This is a genomic window from Streptomyces ipomoeae 91-03, from assembly GCF_000317595.1.
Classification (GTDB): domain Bacteria; phylum Actinomycetota; class Actinomycetes; order Streptomycetales; family Streptomycetaceae; genus Streptomyces; species Streptomyces ipomoeae.
Window position 1 is genome coordinate 1 of the sequence record NZ_AEJC01000642.1, and the last position, 18,469, is coordinate 18,469.

16 protein-coding genes and 1 pseudogene are annotated in these 18,469 nt (G+C 71.6%); 6 read left to right on the forward strand and 11 right to left on the reverse strand.

Features of this window, described 5'->3' with window-relative positions; genetic code table 11:
- The 6 genes and pseudogenes from STRIP9103_RS42330 to STRIP9103_RS42355 all read left to right on the forward strand — a co-directional run.
- Nucleotides 1-777, forward strand: a 777-nt coding sequence (locus tag STRIP9103_RS42330) for an IclR family transcriptional regulator domain-containing protein (RefSeq protein WP_009340114.1), incomplete at its 5' end; no start/stop codon positions are given.
- Between the two features lie 344 nt (nucleotides 778-1,121).
- Complete coding sequence (locus tag STRIP9103_RS42335; RefSeq protein WP_009340134.1) at nucleotides 1,122-2,333, forward strand: CaiB/BaiF CoA transferase family protein; 1,212 nt, start codon at nucleotides 1,122-1,124, stop codon at nucleotides 2,331-2,333.
- The gene (locus STRIP9103_RS42340) at nucleotides 2,326-3,141 is read left to right on the forward strand and encodes a citryl-CoA lyase (protein WP_009340126.1); all 816 of its coding nucleotides are present in this window, start codon (nucleotides 2,326-2,328) and stop codon (nucleotides 3,139-3,141) included. The genes STRIP9103_RS42335 and STRIP9103_RS42340 overlap by 8 nt, the downstream gene beginning before the upstream one ends.
- Entirely contained in the window at nucleotides 3,138-3,839 is a 702-nt protein-coding gene (locus tag STRIP9103_RS42345; RefSeq protein ID WP_009340116.1) for an alpha/beta fold hydrolase, read from the forward strand. Before STRIP9103_RS42340 ends, STRIP9103_RS42345 begins: the two co-directional genes overlap by 4 nt.
- Before the next feature lie 364 nt (nucleotides 3,840-4,203).
- Nucleotides 4,204-4,560 (forward strand): annotated as a pseudogene (locus STRIP9103_RS42350) (aldo/keto reductase); the annotation flags it as partial.
- A 508-nt stretch (nucleotides 4,561-5,068) separates the two neighbouring features.
- On the forward strand, nucleotides 5,069-5,650 hold the full coding sequence (locus STRIP9103_RS42355; protein WP_009340121.1) for a TetR/AcrR family transcriptional regulator: 582 nt from the start codon (nucleotides 5,069-5,071) through the stop codon (nucleotides 5,648-5,650).
- Nucleotides 5,651-6,103: 453 nt separating this feature from the next.
- On the opposite strand, the gene STRIP9103_RS42360 is transcribed toward STRIP9103_RS42355, so the two are convergent.
- The 11 genes from STRIP9103_RS42360 to STRIP9103_RS42405 form a co-directional block, all read right to left on the reverse strand.
- Entirely contained in the window at nucleotides 6,104-7,504 is a 1,401-nt protein-coding gene (locus tag STRIP9103_RS42360; protein ID WP_048822051.1) for an FAD-binding oxidoreductase, read from the reverse strand.
- 101 nt (nucleotides 7,505-7,605) lie between these two features.
- Nucleotides 7,606-7,923: an aldo-keto reductase family protein gene (locus STRIP9103_RS52580; protein WP_009340107.1), complete on the reverse strand. Its 318-nt coding sequence runs from the start codon at nucleotides 7,921-7,923 to the stop codon at nucleotides 7,606-7,608.
- A gap of 520 nt (nucleotides 7,924-8,443) precedes the next feature.
- A complete protein-coding gene (locus STRIP9103_RS42370) occupies nucleotides 8,444-9,070 on the reverse strand; it encodes an NAD(P)-dependent oxidoreductase (RefSeq protein ID WP_009340099.1) in 627 nt (208 codons plus the stop codon).
- A gap of 144 nt (nucleotides 9,071-9,214) precedes the next feature.
- On the reverse strand, nucleotides 9,215-9,592 hold the full coding sequence (locus STRIP9103_RS50430; protein WP_158696959.1) for a CocE/NonD family hydrolase: 378 nt from the start codon (nucleotides 9,590-9,592) through the stop codon (nucleotides 9,215-9,217).
- A complete protein-coding gene (locus STRIP9103_RS50435) occupies nucleotides 9,526-10,266 on the reverse strand; it encodes a CocE/NonD family hydrolase (RefSeq protein ID WP_009340118.1) in 741 nt (246 codons plus the stop codon). Before STRIP9103_RS50435 ends, STRIP9103_RS50430 begins: the two co-directional genes overlap by 67 nt.
- Nucleotides 10,267-10,747: 481 nt before the next feature.
- The gene (locus STRIP9103_RS42380; protein ID WP_009340102.1) at nucleotides 10,748-11,932 is read right to left on the reverse strand and encodes a cytochrome P450; all 1,185 of its coding nucleotides are present in this window, start codon (nucleotides 11,930-11,932) and stop codon (nucleotides 10,748-10,750) included.
- Between the two features lie 35 nt (nucleotides 11,933-11,967).
- Nucleotides 11,968-13,095: an NAD(P)/FAD-dependent oxidoreductase gene (locus STRIP9103_RS42385; protein WP_009340111.1), complete on the reverse strand. Its 1,128-nt coding sequence runs from the start codon at nucleotides 13,093-13,095 to the stop codon at nucleotides 11,968-11,970.
- Nucleotides 13,092-13,286, reverse strand: a complete 195-nt coding sequence (locus STRIP9103_RS42390; RefSeq protein WP_048822057.1) for a ferredoxin — start codon at nucleotides 13,284-13,286, stop codon at nucleotides 13,092-13,094. The genes STRIP9103_RS42385 and STRIP9103_RS42390 overlap by 4 nt, the downstream gene beginning before the upstream one ends.
- Nucleotides 13,287-13,331: 45 nt before the next feature.
- On the reverse strand, nucleotides 13,332-15,611 hold the full coding sequence (locus STRIP9103_RS42395) for an ATP-binding protein (protein WP_009340123.1): 2,280 nt from the start codon (nucleotides 15,609-15,611) through the stop codon (nucleotides 13,332-13,334).
- Nucleotides 15,612-15,897: 286 nt separating this feature from the next.
- Nucleotides 15,898-17,901, reverse strand: a complete 2,004-nt coding sequence (gene acs, locus STRIP9103_RS42400; RefSeq protein WP_009340130.1) for an acetate--CoA ligase — start codon at nucleotides 17,899-17,901, stop codon at nucleotides 15,898-15,900.
- 146 nt (nucleotides 17,902-18,047) lie between these two features.
- Nucleotides 18,048-18,469: helix-turn-helix domain-containing protein (locus tag STRIP9103_RS42405; RefSeq protein ID WP_048822053.1), on the reverse strand; the 422-nt coding region annotated here is incomplete at its 5' end.

Below are 18,469 nucleotides of genomic sequence, written 5' to 3' on the forward strand. Positions count from 1 at the left end.
GAAGCGTTGGCCCGGGGGCTTGACGTGATCACCGCCTTCGCTCCGCAGCGGCCGGTGATGTCGCTCTCGGAGATAGCGGCGGCGACTGGTCTGGCCCGGCCGACGGTGCGGCGGATCCTGCTGACCCTCGAAGAACTCGGCTATGTGCGCGTCTCGGACAAGGGCTTCGCGCTCACCCCGCGGGTGCTCGACCTGGGCGCGGCGTACGTCGGTTCGCTGGGATTGTGGGACGTCGCCCGTCCGCACATGGAGCGGTTGGTGGACCGGACGCGCGAGTCCTGCTCGATCGCGCAGCTCGACGGCAGTGACATCGTGTACGTCGCGCGGGTCGCCGTGCCGAAGATCGTGACGCTCTCCGTGCGGATCGGCACGCGTTTCCCGGCGCTGCAGACCTCCCTGGGCAAGGTGCTGCTGGCGGCCCTGGACCCGGAGCAGCTGGAGAAGACACTGGCGGAGCCGACCCGCTCCGGGCTCACCCCCCTGTGGCAGCCCGGCCGGGAGGAGCGGGACGCGACCCTGCGCGAGGTGCGGGCCCGTGGCTGGGCGCTGGCCGACGAGGATCTGGCGCTGGGCATCCGCTCGGTCGCGGTGCCCCTGCGTGACGGCGCGGGCCGGGTGATCGCGGCCATCAACGTCAACGCCCATGCCGCCGAGACCTCGGTACGCAAGCTCCAGGAGGAGTATCTGCCGCTCCTGCTGCGGACGGCGGGCGACATCGGCTGCGACTTCGCTAAACTCGCCGCCCTCCCGCACTCGGTGGTCGCCTCCCGGCCCTGACCCACTCCCCACGACGGCCCGCACGCGGCCGGCCGAACTCCTCCCATCGGCCGCGCCCGGCCGCCCACCGCTTCGCCACTTCGAGACCCCGCCCGTCGCGCCCGCCTCGAACCCGCTCAGCGCTTCCGCGCCCGCGCCTCGCCCAGGGCGATTCCCTTCCTCCGCGCCCGCGCCGGCCCCCCGCCGACCCCCTCGGCGCCCGGCGCCCGCGCCCGGCTCGCGGCACCCGACACCCCGCGCCGACCCGGCGAATTGCTCCCGGCCCCTCGCCGCGCCACGGTTCGGCGTGCCACAATCCCGGATCAGCGGACGGATGTCCGCTGTGCGGTCGGAGGGACGGTTTCATGGAGATGCCCACAGGGTCGGCAGCACCGGGCAGCGGCGACGGACCGCTGTCCGGGCTGCTGGTCGCCGACTTCTCCCGGGTGCTGGCGGGCCCGTACGCGACGATGCTGCTGGCGGACCTCGGAGCCGAAGTGGTCAAGGTCGAGTCACCCGGCGGTGACGAGACCCGGACGTGGATGCCGCCGACCCGCGGTGAGACGTCCACGTACTACCTGGGGGTCAACCGCAACAAGCGCTCCATCGCCCTTGATCTGCGCGCGGAGGACGATGCCGTGGCGGCGCGTGAGCTGGCGCACCGGGCGGACGTCGTGATCGAGAACTTCAAGCCGGGCGCGCTCGCCAAGTACGGCCTGGACTACTACAGCGTCGCGGCCGGGAACCCCGGCGTGGTCTATGCCTCGATCAGCGGATTCGGGCCCGGCGCGGGCCGTCACGTCCCCGGCTACGACCTGATGGTGCAGGCGATCTCCGGTCTGATGAGCCTCACCGGCGACCCGGAGGGCGAGCCCTACCGGGCCGGCATCTCGGTCTTCGACGTGATGGCGGGAAACCACGCGACCATCGGCATCCTCGCCGCGCTACGGCACCGCGACGCGACCGGTGAGGGCCAGCACGTCGAGGTCAACCTGCTGTCCTCGGCGCTGTCCGGCCTCGTCAACCACAGCTCCGCCTATGTGGCCGGCGGCACCGTGCCCCATCGGATGGGCAACGCCCACCCGAGCGTCTTCCCCTACGAGCCCTTCCCCACCGCCGACCGCGACCTGATCGTCGCCGCCGCCAACGACGGCCAGTTCCGGCGGCTGTGCGAGGTCCTCGGCATACCCGACACGGCCGACGACCCGCGGTTCGCGCACAACAAGGACCGCACCGCACGCCGCGCGGAACTCCGGCCGCTGCTGGTGGAGCGGCTGGCCACCCAAGGCGCGGCCGAGTGGTTCGACGCCCTGGTCGCCGCCGGGGTACCGGCCGCGCCCATCAACACCATCGACGGAGGCTTCGCCACGGCCGAGCGCTTCGGACTCGACCCGGTCGTCGAGGTGGGCGAGGGCGAGCGGGCCGTCCCCATGGCACGTCACCCGATCACGTTCTCCGCGACACCGGCCCGCTACGAGCTGCCACCCCCCGAACTCGACGAGCACGGCCCCGAACTCCGCAAGTGGCTCACGGCACCGCGAACCCCGCGCACGACCGAGGAGGACAACCGTGACTGACCGGCCGGCGTCCTACCCCACGGCGCTGGGGGCCTCTTCCCCCACCGCGATCACGCTGCTCGGCACGGACCTCGCCCGCGATGTGATGGGCCAGGTCGGATTCGGCGAACTCGCCTACTGGCTCGCCACCCAGCGCCGCCCCACCCCCGGCCAGGTACGGGTCTTCGAGGCCGTCCTCGCCGCGCTGGCCGACCATGGCTTCACTCCGACCGCGATCGTCACGCGCCTCACCTATCTGTCGGCGCCGGACTCGGTGCAGGGCGCGCTCGCGGCCGGGCTGCTGGGCGGCGGCTCCCGCTTCCTCGGGGTCACCGAGGACACCGGGACCTTTCTGCACGAGGTCGTCGAACGCCATCCCGGTCCGCTGCCGGACGACGAGGCGGGATGGGACGCCCTCGCACTGGAAACCGTACGCGCGCGACGGGCGGCCGGGCGGTTCGTTCCCGGTCTCGGCCATCACGTCCACAAGGGCGGCGACCCACGCACCCCCCGGCTCATGGAGATCGCGGCCGAGGAGAAGCAGTTCGGCCCCCACCTGTCGCTGTTCGCCGCGATCGGCCGGACGCACCCGCAGGTCCTGGGCAAAACCCTGCCGCTGAACGGCGCCGGGGTGTGCGGGGCCGCACTGGCCGACCTGGACCTGCCCATCCCGCTGCTGCGCGGCTTCGCACTGCTGGCCCGTACCGCGGGGCTGATCGGCCAGCTCGCCGAGGAGATGCGGCATCCGGTCGCGAACGACATCTTCCTCTCCGTCGACCTCGACAACCGGCCCGTCGCCCCCGACCCGCACCCCGGAAACCTGCCATGAGCCGGTCACCGGCGCGCGAGCCCTTCGTCCTGCTCGTCCACGGCGCCCACCACGGCTCCTGGTGCTGGGAGGAGGTGACAGAACGGCTGCGCGCGGCCGGCGTCCGCGGCCACGCCATCGACCTCCCCCTCACCTCCTTCACCGACGACACCGAGGCGGTCCGCGCCGCCGTACGCGAGGCGGCGGGACACGGCCCCGTACTGCTGGTCGCGCACAGCTACGGCGGCCTGCCGGTCTCGGCCGGCGGGCACGCGGCGGCACGCCTGGTCTACGTCGCCGCGCGGATGCCGCTGCCCGGCGAGTCCCCGGCACAGCTGACGCCCACCTGGAACGACCCCGCCTTCCACCGATTCCTACGGGCGGCCCCCGACGGCACGGTGACCCTGCTGCCGGCCGCCCGTGAGGCGCTCTACTCCGCCACGCCTCCCCGATACGCCGAGCGCGCGGCGACCCTGTGGCGGCCGATGAGCAGCCGGGTGCCGGATACGCCTCTCGACGACCCGGCATGGCTGACGGTCCCCAGCGCGTACGTCGTGTGCGCCACGGACCGGACCGTACGCCCCGAGGCACAGCGCGCCTGTGCCACACGTGCTGCCGCACACGTCGAACTCGACTGCGACCACTCGCCCTTCTACTCCGCACCCGAGCCACTGGCCCAATTCCTTGCCACGCAGGCTGCTCTCCTCGTACCCCAGTGAAAATTCGAGGCGCATCGTGATCGAACGGAGCTGATCGAACGGAGCTGCTGAACCGTGCGTCACGAGTCGCTGTGACCCGCGTGGGAAACCTCTTGCCGGACGGTGGACACGGAGCAAGGTGATCCACAGGCCCGCCCCGGTTCAGACGCGCTGCCGGTCGGGCCAGGTCGCCGGCCCGGGCCACAGACCTGTACCCAGCGCCACTTCGAAGTGGGCGAGCGTTTCCATGTCCGGCAGGACCAATCCCTCGGAGCAGCCCGACTGATGGTCGCGTGGGGGCCTCCGGCTTCGTCCCCCAGGACTGTGAGAAGCGCAGGCGCTGGAGCGCTGGTTGTGCGGATGCCCACGCCGCCCCAGCCCCAGTCTGCGGGAGCGGCATTGCAGCGCCTGCACGGCGACCGCCACGCCGTCGTGCAGGCGCCGCGACCGTCGCACCGCCGTCGCCTTGTCGCGCCATGCGATCGACCTCGGCGTCGACCATGTGGACACCGCCCAGTTCTACGACAACGGCTTCGTCGACGACGTCATCCGCGAGGCGCTCCGGCCCCAGGACGACGTCCTGGTCGTCAGCAAGGTCGGCGCTGTCTCCGATCCCGGAGGTCCCGCCCCGCTGCGTCTCGCGCAGCGGCCCGAAGAGCTGCGGGCCGGCATCGAGGACAACCTCGCCACGCTCCAGCTGGAGCAGACCCCGATGATGAACCTCCGCCGTGCCGATGCCGGGCTCACGATCCTTGTGGGGGGCCCATCCGGTTCATGACGTAATCCAGGCTGAGCTCCGCCTCCGGGTCCGCCAAGCCGCCGGAGCCGCCGGAGCCGTCATGGCCGAAGGCCCGGGCTTTCTCGGACGCGCTCGGTGGCTTCGGGGGAGAGGACCCGGCGGTCACCGGCAGGCCGCGGCGGGCGAGAATCCCGTACAGGGCGCAGGCCCCATGGGCCGTGCTGTGACCGTTCACGGCCGGTATCCCGGCGGCCCGCCAATTGGGGGAGCCGGCCTCGGCGGCGGCGTTGGCGTCGGGGTGTACAGGGGCATGCCAGACTGCTCTGTCGGATCCTCCACCCGGCGCGCCTCGATGGCGGGACCGAACGCCGGTCGCGCCACCGGCCACTCGACTCGGCCGCAGCCGGCGTTAAGGTGGACCTAAGCGGACTGGTGTCCGCTACGCGGGAAAGCGTAGCGGCCAGATATCCGGTCGGTAAGGGGTTCGGGCGTGAGCCCGGAAGGAGGGGAAGTGGAGCCCAGAAGCGACGGGCCTCAGCGCTCGGACGCGCAGCGCAATCGGGAGCGGATTCTGGAGGTGGCGCTGGCCGAGTTGTCGCGTGCCGTGGACGTCCCGCTGAGCTTGATCGCCAAGAAGGCGGGGGTTGGGCAGGGCACCTTCTATCGCAACTTCCCCAACCGTGAAGCGCTCGTCCTGGAGGTCTACCGCCACGAGGCGCGACTGCTCGCCGACACTGCGACGGAACTGCTCAAGACCCGGGCGCCCGACCGGGCCCTGCGTGAATGGATGGACCAGCTCGCCCGCTTCGCCGTCGCCAAGGCCGGCCTGTCGGACGCGATGCGTCAGATCGTCGGCACGACGGAGGCCTCGGCGCAGCCGGGATACGCACCGGTGGCCGAGGCGATCGAGGCCCTGCTCGCGGCCAATCATGAAGCCGGCACCATCCGTCCAGGGGTGACCTTCAGCGACTTCACCCTGGCCATCGCCGGCATCTGGCAGATCGACACCCGTGGGGACTGGCAGGCCCAGAGCGCTCGACTTCTGGATCTTGTCATGGACGGGCTGCGTGCGGGAGCGCCCGCGCTGGAGTGAGGAGCGAGAGGTCGATGTCCCGGCGATCGACCTTGCCGAGCGGATAGTTGTCCGGTACGCATCTAGTATCGGACAACTGTCCGAGCAACCCGGCGGCCCTCGGTGACGTGACGGACCGGATCACTGTCAACGTACCCGCAGGGCGGTCGCCGGGTACCGAGAGCTCGGTCAAACGCTCGACGACGGGGCGTGCGACAAGCACCCGGTTGGCCGCTGTGCACGCCTGCCCGCCGTTGTGCGTCTTGGCCACCATCAGGGCATCGATCGCCGGCTCGATCTTTACGTCGTCCGGTCGTCCGGTCGTCCAGGTCGACGAAGGCGGCGTTCCCACCGAGCTCCATCGAGCGCTTCAGGACCCGGTCCGCAGCCCCCCCTCAGCAGGGTGCGGCCGACCTCGCGGCGAGCGGCTGTGTCAGCCCTGGCCGAGACAGCCGTGTTCCACCAGCCGGGTGGCTAGTCGATGGTGGCGGGAGCGATGTTCTTGTTGTGGCGGAGCAGGTTCCGCGGATCCCATACGGCCTTGATCTCGGCGAGTCGCCGGTACTTGGCCCCGCTGCCGAACACACCACGTCGCCAGGCCTCGCCCTGATCCTCGGTGAGGTTGGTGTAGGCGTTGGGCAGCGTGTACGGGCGCAGGGCGGACGCGGTCGCGTCGGCCCACTCGTCGAACGGCGCGTCGTGTTCCCGCTCCGTCCATACCGACGCGGCCTCCCACAGCCAGGACGCACCGGTACGGGAGAAGGCGGTGGCGTCTTCGTCGACGTCATCGGAGAGCGCACCGCCCAACGACCATACGTTGATCGTGGTCATCGTGCCCGGTGCGTTCGGCATGGCGGCCAGGCGCTCGACCAGTGTGTCGACCACGGGTTCGCTGAGCGTGGCGAGGTAGCCGCCCCGTGACAAGGTGCGCTGCCCGTAGGGGACGAACGCATCCAGCATGCTGTTCGTCTTGAGCCAGGTGGTGGGGCCCACCGTGTTGATGACGGGTGCGCCGAGCGTGGAGAGCCGCCCGATGATCTCTTCTGCGTCTCTGAGAAGCCCGGTGTAACACGGGATGAGGATCAGGATCGGCTTGCCGTGCATCTCCTCGGGCAGCCGGGGAAGCGGCGGCGCGAGAGTGAGCGTGGTCCCCAGGCCGAGTTCGCGGGGCGCGTCGGCCATGAAGGCGTGCAGCTCGGACAGTACGGCGGCGGCCTGCTCGCCGGGGAGGACGATCTGCCCGGAGACGACGCCCGGGCCCAGGGCGTGGGCACGGTACTCGAAGGTGGTGACGACGCCGAAGTTGCCGCCGCCTCCGCGTAGTGCCCAGAACAGATCCGGGTTCTCCTTCTCGTCCGCGCGGACCTTCCGGCCGTCGACGGTGATCATCTCGCAGGCGAGCAGGTGGTCGACGGTGGCCCCGAACCGGCGCATCAGGTGGCCGACTCCGCCGCCGAGGGTGAGTCCGGCGATACCGGTCGTGGTGACGGTGCCGGACGGCACCACCAGGCCGTGCTCCTGCGTGGCCGTGTCCAGTTCGCCGAGTACGACACCGGCCTGGGCCCGCACGGTACGAGTCTGCGGATCGACGGTGATCTCGCGCATGCCGGACAGATCCAGGACGAGGGCACCGCCCGGCATGGCATGGCCGTCGGCGCCGTGGCCGCCGCCGCGCACCGCGACGGGCAGATCGCGCGCTGACGCGTAACGCATGGCGGTCGCGACGTCGTCCTCGTCGACACAGCGGGCGATCAGCGCGGGCGGCGTGTCGGCGGTACGGCCGTTGAAGACAACCCTGGCCGCGTCGAAGCCGTCGTCTCCGCTGCGGAGGACGGCACCTCGGAAGCCGGGTGCGAAGTCGTCGTGGGTGGGGATGTGGGGGGAGAGCTGGTCGAGCTCATGGGTGTCTTTGTGTGCCTTTCTCGAGCGGGCGGCCTGCTGGTGCGGCCCCCCGGTGGTGCGGAGTGGTGCTCACGTCATGCGAGGTCGGAGAGGTCTTCCGGCGTGAGGGTGGCGTGAGGGTGATCGATCCGGCGGCCATGTTCTCCGCCAGGTGGGTGGGGGCCCGTGCCGGGGATGGCGAGGGTGACGGGGGAGGAGGCGAGGAGCCAGGCCGGGGCGATCTGGGGGACCGCGGCGCCATGCCGTTCGGAGACCTTGGCCAGGCGGTCGGCGGAGAGGTCGCTCGTGCCGCCGCCGAGCGGGAAGAACGACACGAAGGCGATGCCGGCCTCCTCGCAGGCCGTCAGGAGCGCGGCGTCGTCACGCTTGCCTGCGTGGAAGTGGTTCCGCACGGCGACGACGGGCGCGATCGCATGGGCCTCGGCGAGTGTTTCGAAGCGTTCGGCGACGGACTGACGGACTGGTCGTGTGGCGGTTCCGGCATGCCGATGCGCAGGGAGACGAGGTCGAGGCGGTCGATGCCGAGGTTTCGGGGTTCGTTTCGAAGTTCGCCTCGATCATCGGCCGCAGGGCGACCGGATCGGTGGTCAGCTGCAGTCCGCCGTCGGGGGTGTGCCACGGGCTGACCTCGGTGGCGAGGACGAAGCCGGCCGGGTAAGGGTGCAGGGCCTCGCGGATCAGGGCCCGTTGGCGCTGACGGTGCCGTCGTCGCCGACGTGGAAGGAAGCGGTGTCGATGTGGTTGACGCCGAGCTCGACGGCGCGGCGCAGGGCGGCGCGACCGGTTTCGGGTCGCGGGCCGGGCCGATCATGCCGTTGGCGGACAGGCGCATGGCTCCGAAGCCACTGCGGTTGACCGGCAGGTCGCCGCCGAGCGGGAAGTCGTGTGAGGTGGGGGAATCGTGGCTCGTCGTCAGTCCGTGATGACGGCGTCGCGATGGATCCACTCGGGGCTGTGGGCCGCCTTGTACATGAAGTCGGCGACATCCGCGCGGCTGATCGACGGGTTGCCCTTCATCGGGAGACGCTCGCCGACGAGGTAGGTGCCCTTGGCGGGGCCCTTGGTCAGCATGGTCGGGTAGACCAGCGTCCAGTCCAGGCCGCTGGAGCGGATCGCCTTCTCGGAGAGCTCCTTGTTCGCGTAGACGTTCCGCAGGAACGTGCTGTACATGACCTTCTGCGCGGCGCTCGCCGACCGGTAGGTGTCGCCCACGCCGAATGACGACAGCCAGACCAGGCGGGAGACGCCCACTTCCTTGGCCGCGCCGATCACGGCCGCCGCGGCGCGGGTGAACAGGTCGTCGGCGCGTATGGATGTGCTCCTGCCGAGAGCCGAGATGACGACGTCCTGGCCGATCATGGCCTTGGCGACATCGTGGTGCGAGGTGGCGTCTCCGGCCACCACGGTGACCTGGCCCGCCAGGTCCTCCAGCGCCTCCGGCCTGCGTGCCAGGACTGTGACCGTGTCGCCGGACTGGAGGGCCAGGTCGACGACATGGCGACCGGTGGGGCCGGTCGCACCGAGAATGAGCAGATTCATGGCAAGGAAACCTTCCGTGTGCGTGGAGCTGCGGGGCTGCCGCCACCGAAGCGGACAGTTGTCCGCAACCCTGAAAAACGTACCGGACGACTATCCGGTTAGTAAGCGGTCGTCAGGCTCCCTACCCAACCGGACGCCTGTCCGTTACGTTGGGATTCGACGTGGAGGGGTTGCGGTTGAAACGGGGAAGGTGCCGCTGGAGCCCTGGACGCGGATGCGGTGGCCGCGCTTGAAGCGGTACGCCGTGGGCCACGGCCGCACCGTCGCGCACCAAATCCAGTCTGCGCCGGTGAGGCTGACCAGGCCGTCGCAGACATTGAAGGAACGGCCCTTCGCGTCCACGTCGCGCAGACGGACGAAGACATCGGCGTACGGCAGGCTGGAGCGGAAGAAGATCTCCGCGCTCACCTCTCCGATCACCTCGACGTCCTTGTCCAGCACGGCAGTTGTGTAGGTCAGGACGTCCGGCCGGGCCTCCAGCTTGGTGTTGTCCACGAGGCCGTGCTTCTGCAGGGTCCGCATGCGCCCGCCGCCGACCGTGAGGGTGGGGTCGGACGGGCCGTAGCGGTAGCCGTCCGGGGCACCGAGCCGCCGGGCAGGTCGGTGGACAGGGCGCCGCCGGGCTGGAGGTGGAAGCGCCGCGGCTCATACCCCGGGGGCGGCCGGGACGGGAAGTCGTGCCACTTCCCCCCGCCCATGACGAACAGACGTACCGGGGTGCGCTCCGGCGGCTGTTCGCCCCGGGCGTGGGCCAGGTCGAACTCCAGTGCCTCGCGGGCCGCCGGTCCGTCCATCGCCCTCGCCCAGTGCGGCCACGGACCGATCGTGACCCGGTGTATTCCGGGTCCGGTCTCCTGAAAGACGCGGAAGTCGCGTAGCCGGCCGGGCGGGAAGATGTCGTACCAGCCGCCGACGAGACTGGCCGGCACGGTGATGTCGGCGACCCGGGCCGTGTGGTGGGCCGCCTGCCAGAAGGGGGCGTCGGCGTCGTGGTCGAGGACGTTCTGGATGTAGGCGTTGCGGTGGCCCAGGACGGCGGTGTCGGCCCCGTTGAGCGGCAGCGCGCGCAGGCCGCGCAGGATCTCCCGCTCCTCCAGCGGGTTGCGCGGATTGGGGAACCGGCGTTCCCGGCGGAGCTGGACACCACGGGAATCATGGCCTTGACCTGAGCCGGCACGGCGTCGGCCACCGCCCACTCGTACGGCTCGCGGCTCCGCGGCGGTCGACCGGAGCCGGATGCCGCAGGCGGTTCCAGCTCACCCTGAGCGATCACCACTGCCTTCACCTGGGCCAGGTCCTCCAGGTGGTCGGGGCCCATGGAGCGGCCCGAGCCGCTGTGCTTGTAGCCGCCGAAGGGGGCGACGCACGCCGCCCCCTTCCGCCCTCGCCCGGCCGCCTTCACCAGGCCGGCTGGCGGCCACCGCTTGCCGCGAACTGATCGGAACCGGCTCGGCCGGGTGCCGGCGGAACGGTTCACCGCGGCCGGCGGAGGAACGCAGCCGCCCGCCGGCTGAGGTGGACGCGCTTTCCGTGCCCATGCCGAGCTGGTCGAGCCCGTCCGTCAAGGATCCGGGCTGGTGGCCGGTGCTCTTGTCCGCGCTTGCAGCCGTGCCGCCGATGCCCCGTCGCCGGCCGATGCCGGAACCGGGATGTCGTCCAGCAACAGCGCGCCGCCGGTCAGCGCACGCGGACCGGAAGCGAGGCGAATCCCCGAGTGATGTTGTTCAGAGCGCGCACCGGCTCGCCGTCGAGATCGATCCGCTCCACCCGCTCGGCCAGTGCCGTCAGCACGGCGTGCGCCTCCAGGCGGGCGAGCCCCTGCCCGGCGCAGCCGTGGTTGCCGAAGCCGAAGCCGAGGTGGTCGACGGGGTTGCGGCGGACGTCGAAGCGGTCGGGGTCGGGGAAATGGCGTTCGTCGCGGTTCGCGGCGCCATAGCTGTGCAGGACCCGGGCTCCCGCCGGGAGCACGACGCCCTCGCCGAGGTCCACCTCGCGTGTGGTGACCCGGGAGAAGAGCTGGATGGGGCTTTCGATCCGGACGATCTCGTTGAACGCGGACGGCACCAGCGAGGAGTCGGTGCGCAGTGCTTCCCACTGCTCGGGGTGACGGGCGAACAGCCACATCCCGCTGGACAGGGCGGAGATCGTGGTGTCGAAGGCGGCCACCACATAGCCGGCGAGCAGCCCGATCGCCCCCTCGACGGGAATCTGCCCGCTCTTGTGGGCCTCCAGCACCGTCCAGCCGAAGCCGCCCGGAACGAGGTCCTCCTTGGCGACCACCTCGGTGAGGTAGGCCATGAGCGCCTCCACCCTGGGAACGGAGGCCGCCGTACGCGGCACCTCGGGGCCGGCCGAGTCGAACCAGCCGGCCGCCATGTCCAGCAACTGGTCACGGCCCTCCTGCGGCCAGCCGATCAGGTCCATGATCACGTGGACCGGGAGGTCCTGCGCGAGATCGGTGACCGCGTCGAAGGACCCTCGCTCCAGCAGCCGGTCCACAAGCACTCGCGCCCTGCGGTCGATGTCCTCGGCCATCGGTCGCAGGGCGCGCGGCGACAGCCGCTCGGTGAACAGCTTCCGCTGCTCGGTCTGCGCGGGCGGGTCCATGTTGATCAGGGCGCTGCTCCACGCCTGGTTGAAGCCGTCGTTGAGTCCGATGCCCTGCGCGGAGGAGAAGGTCTCCCAGTCGCCGAGTGCCGAACGCACCTGCTCGTAGCGGGAGATGAACCACAGGTCGTGGCGGGTGAGGTAAGCGGCTGGGCCCAGGTCCCGCAGACTCCTGTACTGGGGGTAGGGGTCGGTGAGCGCCTGGTCGCTGAACAGGTCGGCGTCAGAGGTCGGAGCGGCTGTGGCAAGTGTCATGACGATCTCCTTGTTGATGGGAAGTCCAGGGCGGTTCAGGAGACGAGCGCGCGCAGGCGCGCGACGGGGATACGGTGGTTGAGGGCCGCCGCCACCTGGCCGCCCGGCCGGTCCCAGCGCAGCAGCGCCGAGTGCTCGGCCGGCGAGCCCTTGAGGACGACCGGCTGTCCGACGGCGGGCAGCGTCCCGGCGAGTTTCACGGCGAGCCCGAACGCCTCGGTCCAGAAGTACGGCCGGAGGACATGGGCTTCCGCCTCGTCGCCGCGCAGCAGGGCTGCGACCCCGGCCCGGGCCTGGGCGACGGCGCTGTCCCAGTGCGGGGTACGGCGAAAGCGTCCGTCCCCGGTGGGGAAGGCGGCGACATCGCCCACGGCGACGACGTCCGGGGACCCGGCTCGGCACCGCTCGTCGACCACGACGCCGTCGAGCAGCGTGAGACCGGAGCCCGTCAGCCACTCGGTGTTGGGCAGACAGCCGACCGCCGTCACCACGAGGTCGGTCTCCAGTCGGGTGCCGTCGGCGAGCCGGGCGCCGTAGGGCATCGGCGTTACCCCGTCCGGCGCCACCACCATCCGCACCCGCCGCTCCCGGGCGGCCTCCCCGAACAGCCCGGCCAGATAGGACCCCAGGCTGCCGACGAGCGGCTGCCGGACGTCGACGACCGTGACGGACACGCCCAGTTCGGTGGCGGCGGACGCGATCTCCATGCCGAGGAAGCCGCCCCCCAGCACCAACAGGCTGCTGGCGCGGGTGAGTTCGGTGTGCAGCCGGAGCGCGTCGTCGAGGGTGCGCAGGACGCGCTCACCCGGGTGGCCGAGCGTGCGGGCCCGTGCTCCGGTGGCGATGACGAGTTTGTCGTACGGAAGGTCGTAGCCGCGTGAGCCGCCGTCCGTCACCCGGACGCGACGGGCGTCGAGGTCCAGACCGGTGGCCGTGGTGCCGAGGAGAACGTCGGCCTCACCGGTCGTGGGCAGCGGTACGGAGTCCGCGGCCTCGGTGCCCTTCAGTACGCCCTTGGACAACGGCGGGCGGGCGTAGGCGGGGTGCGGCTCGTCACCGACGAGGGTGATCGAGCCGTCCCAGCCCTGGGCCCGCAGCTCGTCCACCGCCGTGGCGCCCGCCAGTGACCCGCCCACCACGACCGCGCGCCCGGCCGCCGTCATCGCCGAACCCGCAGCGCGGCGACGGGGCAGGCCCGGGTGGCCGCCTCGGCCTTGGCGGCCAGGTCCTCCGGGACCTCGGGCAGCAGGACGGTGACGACGCCGTCGTCGTCGATGCCGAACACCTCGGGTGCGGCCTGTTCACAGAATCCGAAGCCGTCGCAGCGGTCTTCGTCCACGTCGATGCGCAACATGCCGACCACGATCGGCGCGGCGACCGCGGGGGACCATGGGTGGTTCTACGGGGTGGGTACCTGATTCGTGTGCGCGGCCACCCAGGCGGCGATCTCGGTACGGGAGCGAAAGCCCAGCTTGGCGAGGATGTGCTCGACGTGGCCGTCGACCGTACGGGGCGAGAGCACCAGCTCCGCGGCGATTCGCCGGTTGCTCATGCCACGGGCCACGAGCGCGGCCACCTCCCGCTCACGGCGGCTCAGCGGGTCCGCGGCGGCTGCCGGTTCGGCCCGTGCGACGGGAGGGTCGAGGGCGTCCGCGATGGCCGGTCCCGGGGCGTCGTGGCCGCCGCCCTCCGCGAGCGCCCGCTCGTATCCGGCCGTCCCCAGGGCCCGTACGACCGTCTCCTCGCATCGCGCGTGGTGTTCGGCCAGATGCGGGCCGAACGCGGTGATACCGGTACCGATCTTCCGCCACAGGGCGCGGATGGCGCCCAGCAGCCGCCCGGCCCGTGCGCAGTCGCCGTCCGAGGCCGTGATCCAGGCCAGCAGTTCCAGCATGAGCGCTGTGCCGACGTAGTCGTTGAAACCGCGCTGGATCTCCAGGCCCGCTCGTGCGAACGCCAGTGCGCGGGGGCCGTCCCCGCGCACCCACGCGTCGTGGCCCAGTGCCCACAGCGCGTAGGAACGGCACCACCGCTCGCCGTGCTCCTCCGCGGCGGCGACCGCGCGGCGCCCCGACTCGGCCGCCCGCGGATCGCCCAGATGGGCCCGGGCGACGCTGAGCTGGAAAAGACAGAACAGCGCGCCCGGCCCCTCACCCGCCGCGATCTGGGCGCTCACCGCGCCCTCGTACAAGGAGACGGCCTCGTCGAGGCGCCCCAGAAACAGGGCGGAGGTGCCGCGCAGGCCCTGTACATAGGCGCGGACCACCGGGTCATCCAGCCGTTCGCCGAGTTCGTCGGCCTCGGTCAGCCAGCGGTCGGCGCTGCGGTGGTCTCCCTGCAGCAGCGCCGCCCAGGCACCCGCCCACAGGGCGCCCGCCCGCGCCGCGGTGGGCTCGGGCGCGGCCGTCAGGGCACGCTCGATGCGGTCCCGGCCCTCGCCGAGGAAACCGTCGGCACACCAGTGGAAGCGCAGGGCGGCGACGAGCGCGAGCGCTGCCTGCGCGTCGCCCGCCTCCACGCCCTCGTACTCCAGCGCCAGCCGCAGATTCGCGTGCTGCGCCCGCAGCCGGGCCAGAGCGTCCTCCTGGCCGGGGCCGTACCAGGCGGCGGCCGAGGACTCGGCCAGCGCACGGAAGAAGTCACGATGCCGGCGCAGCAGCCGGCGTTTTTCGCCCGACTCGGCCAGGCGCCCGCGGCCGTACTCGCGGATGGTCTCCAGCATCCGGTACTGCGGCCGGCTCTCGTCCTCGGAGGTGAGGACGACGGACTGCGCGACCAGCCGGTCGAGATGGTCGAGGATCTCGCCGCGTGGCAGGCCGTCGCCGCAGCACACGTCCTCTGCCGCCGCCAGGTCGAAGCCCCCCGCGAAGACCGACAGCCGTCTCCACAGCAGCTGTTCCGCGGGCGAGCACAGTTCGTGGCTCCAGTCGATCAGGGCCCGCAGAGTGCGCTGGTGCGGCCTGGCCGTGCTGCTGCCGGCGGTGAGCAGGCCGAAGCGGTCCTCCAGCCGCTCCACGAGCTGGTCGACCGTCAAGGTGCGCAGCCGGGTCGCGGCCAGTTCGATGGCCAGCGGAAGTCCGTCGAGGCGCTCGCAGAGCCGGGTGACCGCCTCCCGGTTCGCGTCGGTGATCCGGAACGACGGACGGACGGCCGCGGCCCGGTCCCGTACCAGTTCGACCGCCTCGTCCGGCACCGACAGGGGCGCCACCGTGAGGACGCATTCGCCCGTGAGACCGAGCGAGGCGCGGCTCGTCGCCAGGACGCGCAGTCCGGGCGCGGCGCCCAGCAGGGACTGGGCGAGGCGGGCGCAGGCGTCGGCCAGGTGTTCGCAGTTGTCCAGCACGACCAGCGTCCGGCGCCCGGCCAGGTGGTCGGCGAGCCGGTCGCCGACGGGGCCGGGCCCGAGGTCCGGCACGCCCAGGGCGGTAGCGGTCGCGCCCGGCACCGCCGACGGGTCCCGTACGGGGGCCAGATCCACCAGCCACACCCCGTCGGGGAAGCCCTTGCTCATCGAGGCCGCCGCCTCCAGGGCGAGCCGGGTCTTGCCGACGCCGCCGACTCCGGTGAGCGTGACCAGCCGCGCTGTTTCGAGACGGCGGCGAATCTCCGCGATGTTCCGCCGCCGTCCCACGAAGCTGCTGAAGACAGCGGGCAGGTTTCCCGAAGCCGGACCCGTCACGTTCTCTCGCCTCCCGTGGTGGGGATGTGGCGTAACGCTAAGGAAACCTGTCGGTCCAGGGCAAGAGGCGAGCGGGCGTGCCGGACTGAACGACGCCACCCTCCACCAGGGCGGGCCGGAGACACGGTCGGGGGCCGCGTGACCGCCGGGACAGCCGAGGGGGTGGGTACCGCGCCCCGGACCGGGGGTTGGTGGCGCATCGCCGGCGTGGATGGCGGTGCGGCTCCGGCCCGGGGCACGGTGGTTCGGGAGGGGCCGGCCGCGGCAACAGGGGCCGGCTGGGGCATCAGGAGGCGGCGGGCGTGGTGGTCAGTTGCCGTGCGATCAGCTCCATGACGGAGGGGTCGGCCAGTGTGGTGGTGTCGCCGGGGCGGCGGTCCTCGGCCAGGTCGCGGAGCAGCCGGCGGGTGATCTTCCCGGACCGGGTCTTGGGGAGTTCGGGGACGATGACGATACGGCGGGGTTTGGCGATGGGGCCGAGGGTGGCGGCGACATGGGCGCGCAGCTCGTCGATGACGGCCTCGCCGTCCGCTTCCGTGCCGCCGCTGTCGCGCAGGATGACGAAGGCGACGATGGCCTGGGTGGTCTGCGGGTCGGTGACGCCCACGACGGCCGCCTCGGCCACCGAGGGATGCGAGACGAGCGCCGATTCGACCTCGGTGGTGGAGATGTTGTGGCCGGAGACGAGCATGACGTCGTCGACGCGGCCGAGGAGCCAGATGTGGCCGTCGGTGTCCTTCTTGGCGCCGTCGCCCGCGAAGTACAGGGGCGATGTGATTTCTTCGCCGGAGGATGACACGGTCGTACGGCTGAAGCGGGACCAGTAGGTGTCGACGTAGCGGTCGTCGTCGCGCCAGATGGAGCGGGGCATGGACGGCCAGGGCTCGGTGAGGACGAGATAGCCGCCGCTGCCCTCGGGCACCGGTCGGCCCTCGTCGTCGACGACCTCGGCGCGGATGCCCGGCAGTGGGGTCATGGCCGATCCCGGCTTGGTCGCGGTGACTCCGGGGAGGGGCGCGATCATCATGGCGCCGGTCTCGGTCTGCCACCAGGTGTCCACGATTGGGCAGCGGCCACCGCCGATCTTCTCGCGGTACCACATCCATGCCTCGGGGTTGATCGGCTCGCCGACGCTGCCCAGGAGCCGCAGGGAGGTCAGGTCGTAGCGGGCGGGGATGTCGTCGCCCCACTTCATGCAGGTGCGGATCGCGGTGGGGGCGGTGTAGAGGAGGGTGACGCCGTATTTCTCGACGATCTCCCACCAGCGTCCGGTGTGCGGGGTGTCCGGTGTGCCTTCGTAGATCACCTGGGTGGCGCCGCCCGCGAGCGGGCCGTAGACGATGTAGGAGTGGCCGGTGACCCATCCGACGTCGGCGGTGCACCAGTAGACGTCGGTCTCGGGCTTGAGGTCGAAGACGGCGTGATGGGTGTAGGCGGCCTGGGTGAGGTAGCCGCCGGTGGTGTGGACGATGCCCTTCGGCTTTCCCGTGGTGCCGGAGGTGTACATGATGAACAGCGGGTGCTGGGCGTCGAAGGCCTCCGGGGTGTGCCGGTCGCTCTGGGCGGGGACCAGATCATGCCACCACAGGTCCCGCCCGGGGGTGAGGGGCACCTCCTCGCCCGTGCGGCGCACGACCAGGACGTTGCGCACGCCGGGGCAGGACTCCAGGGCCCGGTCGACCGCGGGCTTGAGGGGTGTGGGCTTGCCGCGGCGGTAGGAGCCGTCGGCGGTGATGAGCAGCTTCGCGTCGGCGTCCTGGATGCGGTTGGCCACCGCGTCGGCGGAGAAGCCGCCGAAGACGACCGAGTGGATGGCACCGATACGGGCGCAGGCGAGCATGGCGATCAGGGTTTCGGGGATCATCGGCAGGTAGAGGGCCACCCGGTCGCCCGCCGTGATCCCCAGTGAGGTGAGCGCGTTCGCGGCGCGGGACACCTCGCGGAGCAGGTCGGCGTAGGTGAGGGTGCGCGTGTCGCCGGGTTCGCCCTCGAAGTGGATGGCCACCCGGTTGCCGAGGCCGGCTTCCACGTGCCGGTCGACGCAGTTGTACGCGGCGTTGATCCTGCCGTCGGCGAACCAGCGCGCGAACGGTGCCCGTGACCAGTCCAGTACCTCACTCGGTGCCTCGGCCCAGGACAGCCGGCGGGCCTGTTCGGCCCAGAACCCGAGCCGGTCCTCGTCGGCGGCCCGGTAGGCGCCCGCGGTGACGTTCGCCGTCGCGGCGAATCCGGGCGGGGGCGGGAAACTGCGTTCTTCGCTCAGCAGGTTGGACAGCGGATCGGTGCTCATGGGCGTCTTCCTAAGGTGTCGAACAGCTGTGATGTGGCGGTGGGTGAGGCACGGGGAGGGATGGCTCGCGACCGATCACGTGCGCAGGCCGCAGTCGCCCGCTGCGTACGCACTTGAGGGAGACAGCCGCGGCGACCGCTGATCGTCTAATCGGCGCTGCCCGCGTTCTCGTTCTCGCTGTGAGCGATCCGCCAGAGCAGAAGGGCGACGGCGGCGCGTTGACGTCCGCCTGGTTTGGTGATCGCGTACCCGAGCTGGGACACGAGCCAGGTGAGGCGTTCCTGGAGAGTCGAATGGTGCACGTGCAGCTCGGAGGCGGCCTGCCGCAGGCTGGCCTGGTCGAGCACCGCTTGCAGGGTGTCGATCACCCAGGGGCGGGTGACCCGTACCTCGTCGAGGCGGAGTACGTCGCCGACGGCCCCCGCCTCCTGCGGAGTGATCCGTTCGGCGACGGCAGCCAGGGCTCCGAGGCTGTCGAACGCCACGACGCTCGGACCGGGCCCGTCCACGCGGTCGGCCAGTCGCAGCGCGACACGGGCCTGTTCCAGAGCGGTCGGCAGGTGCGCGG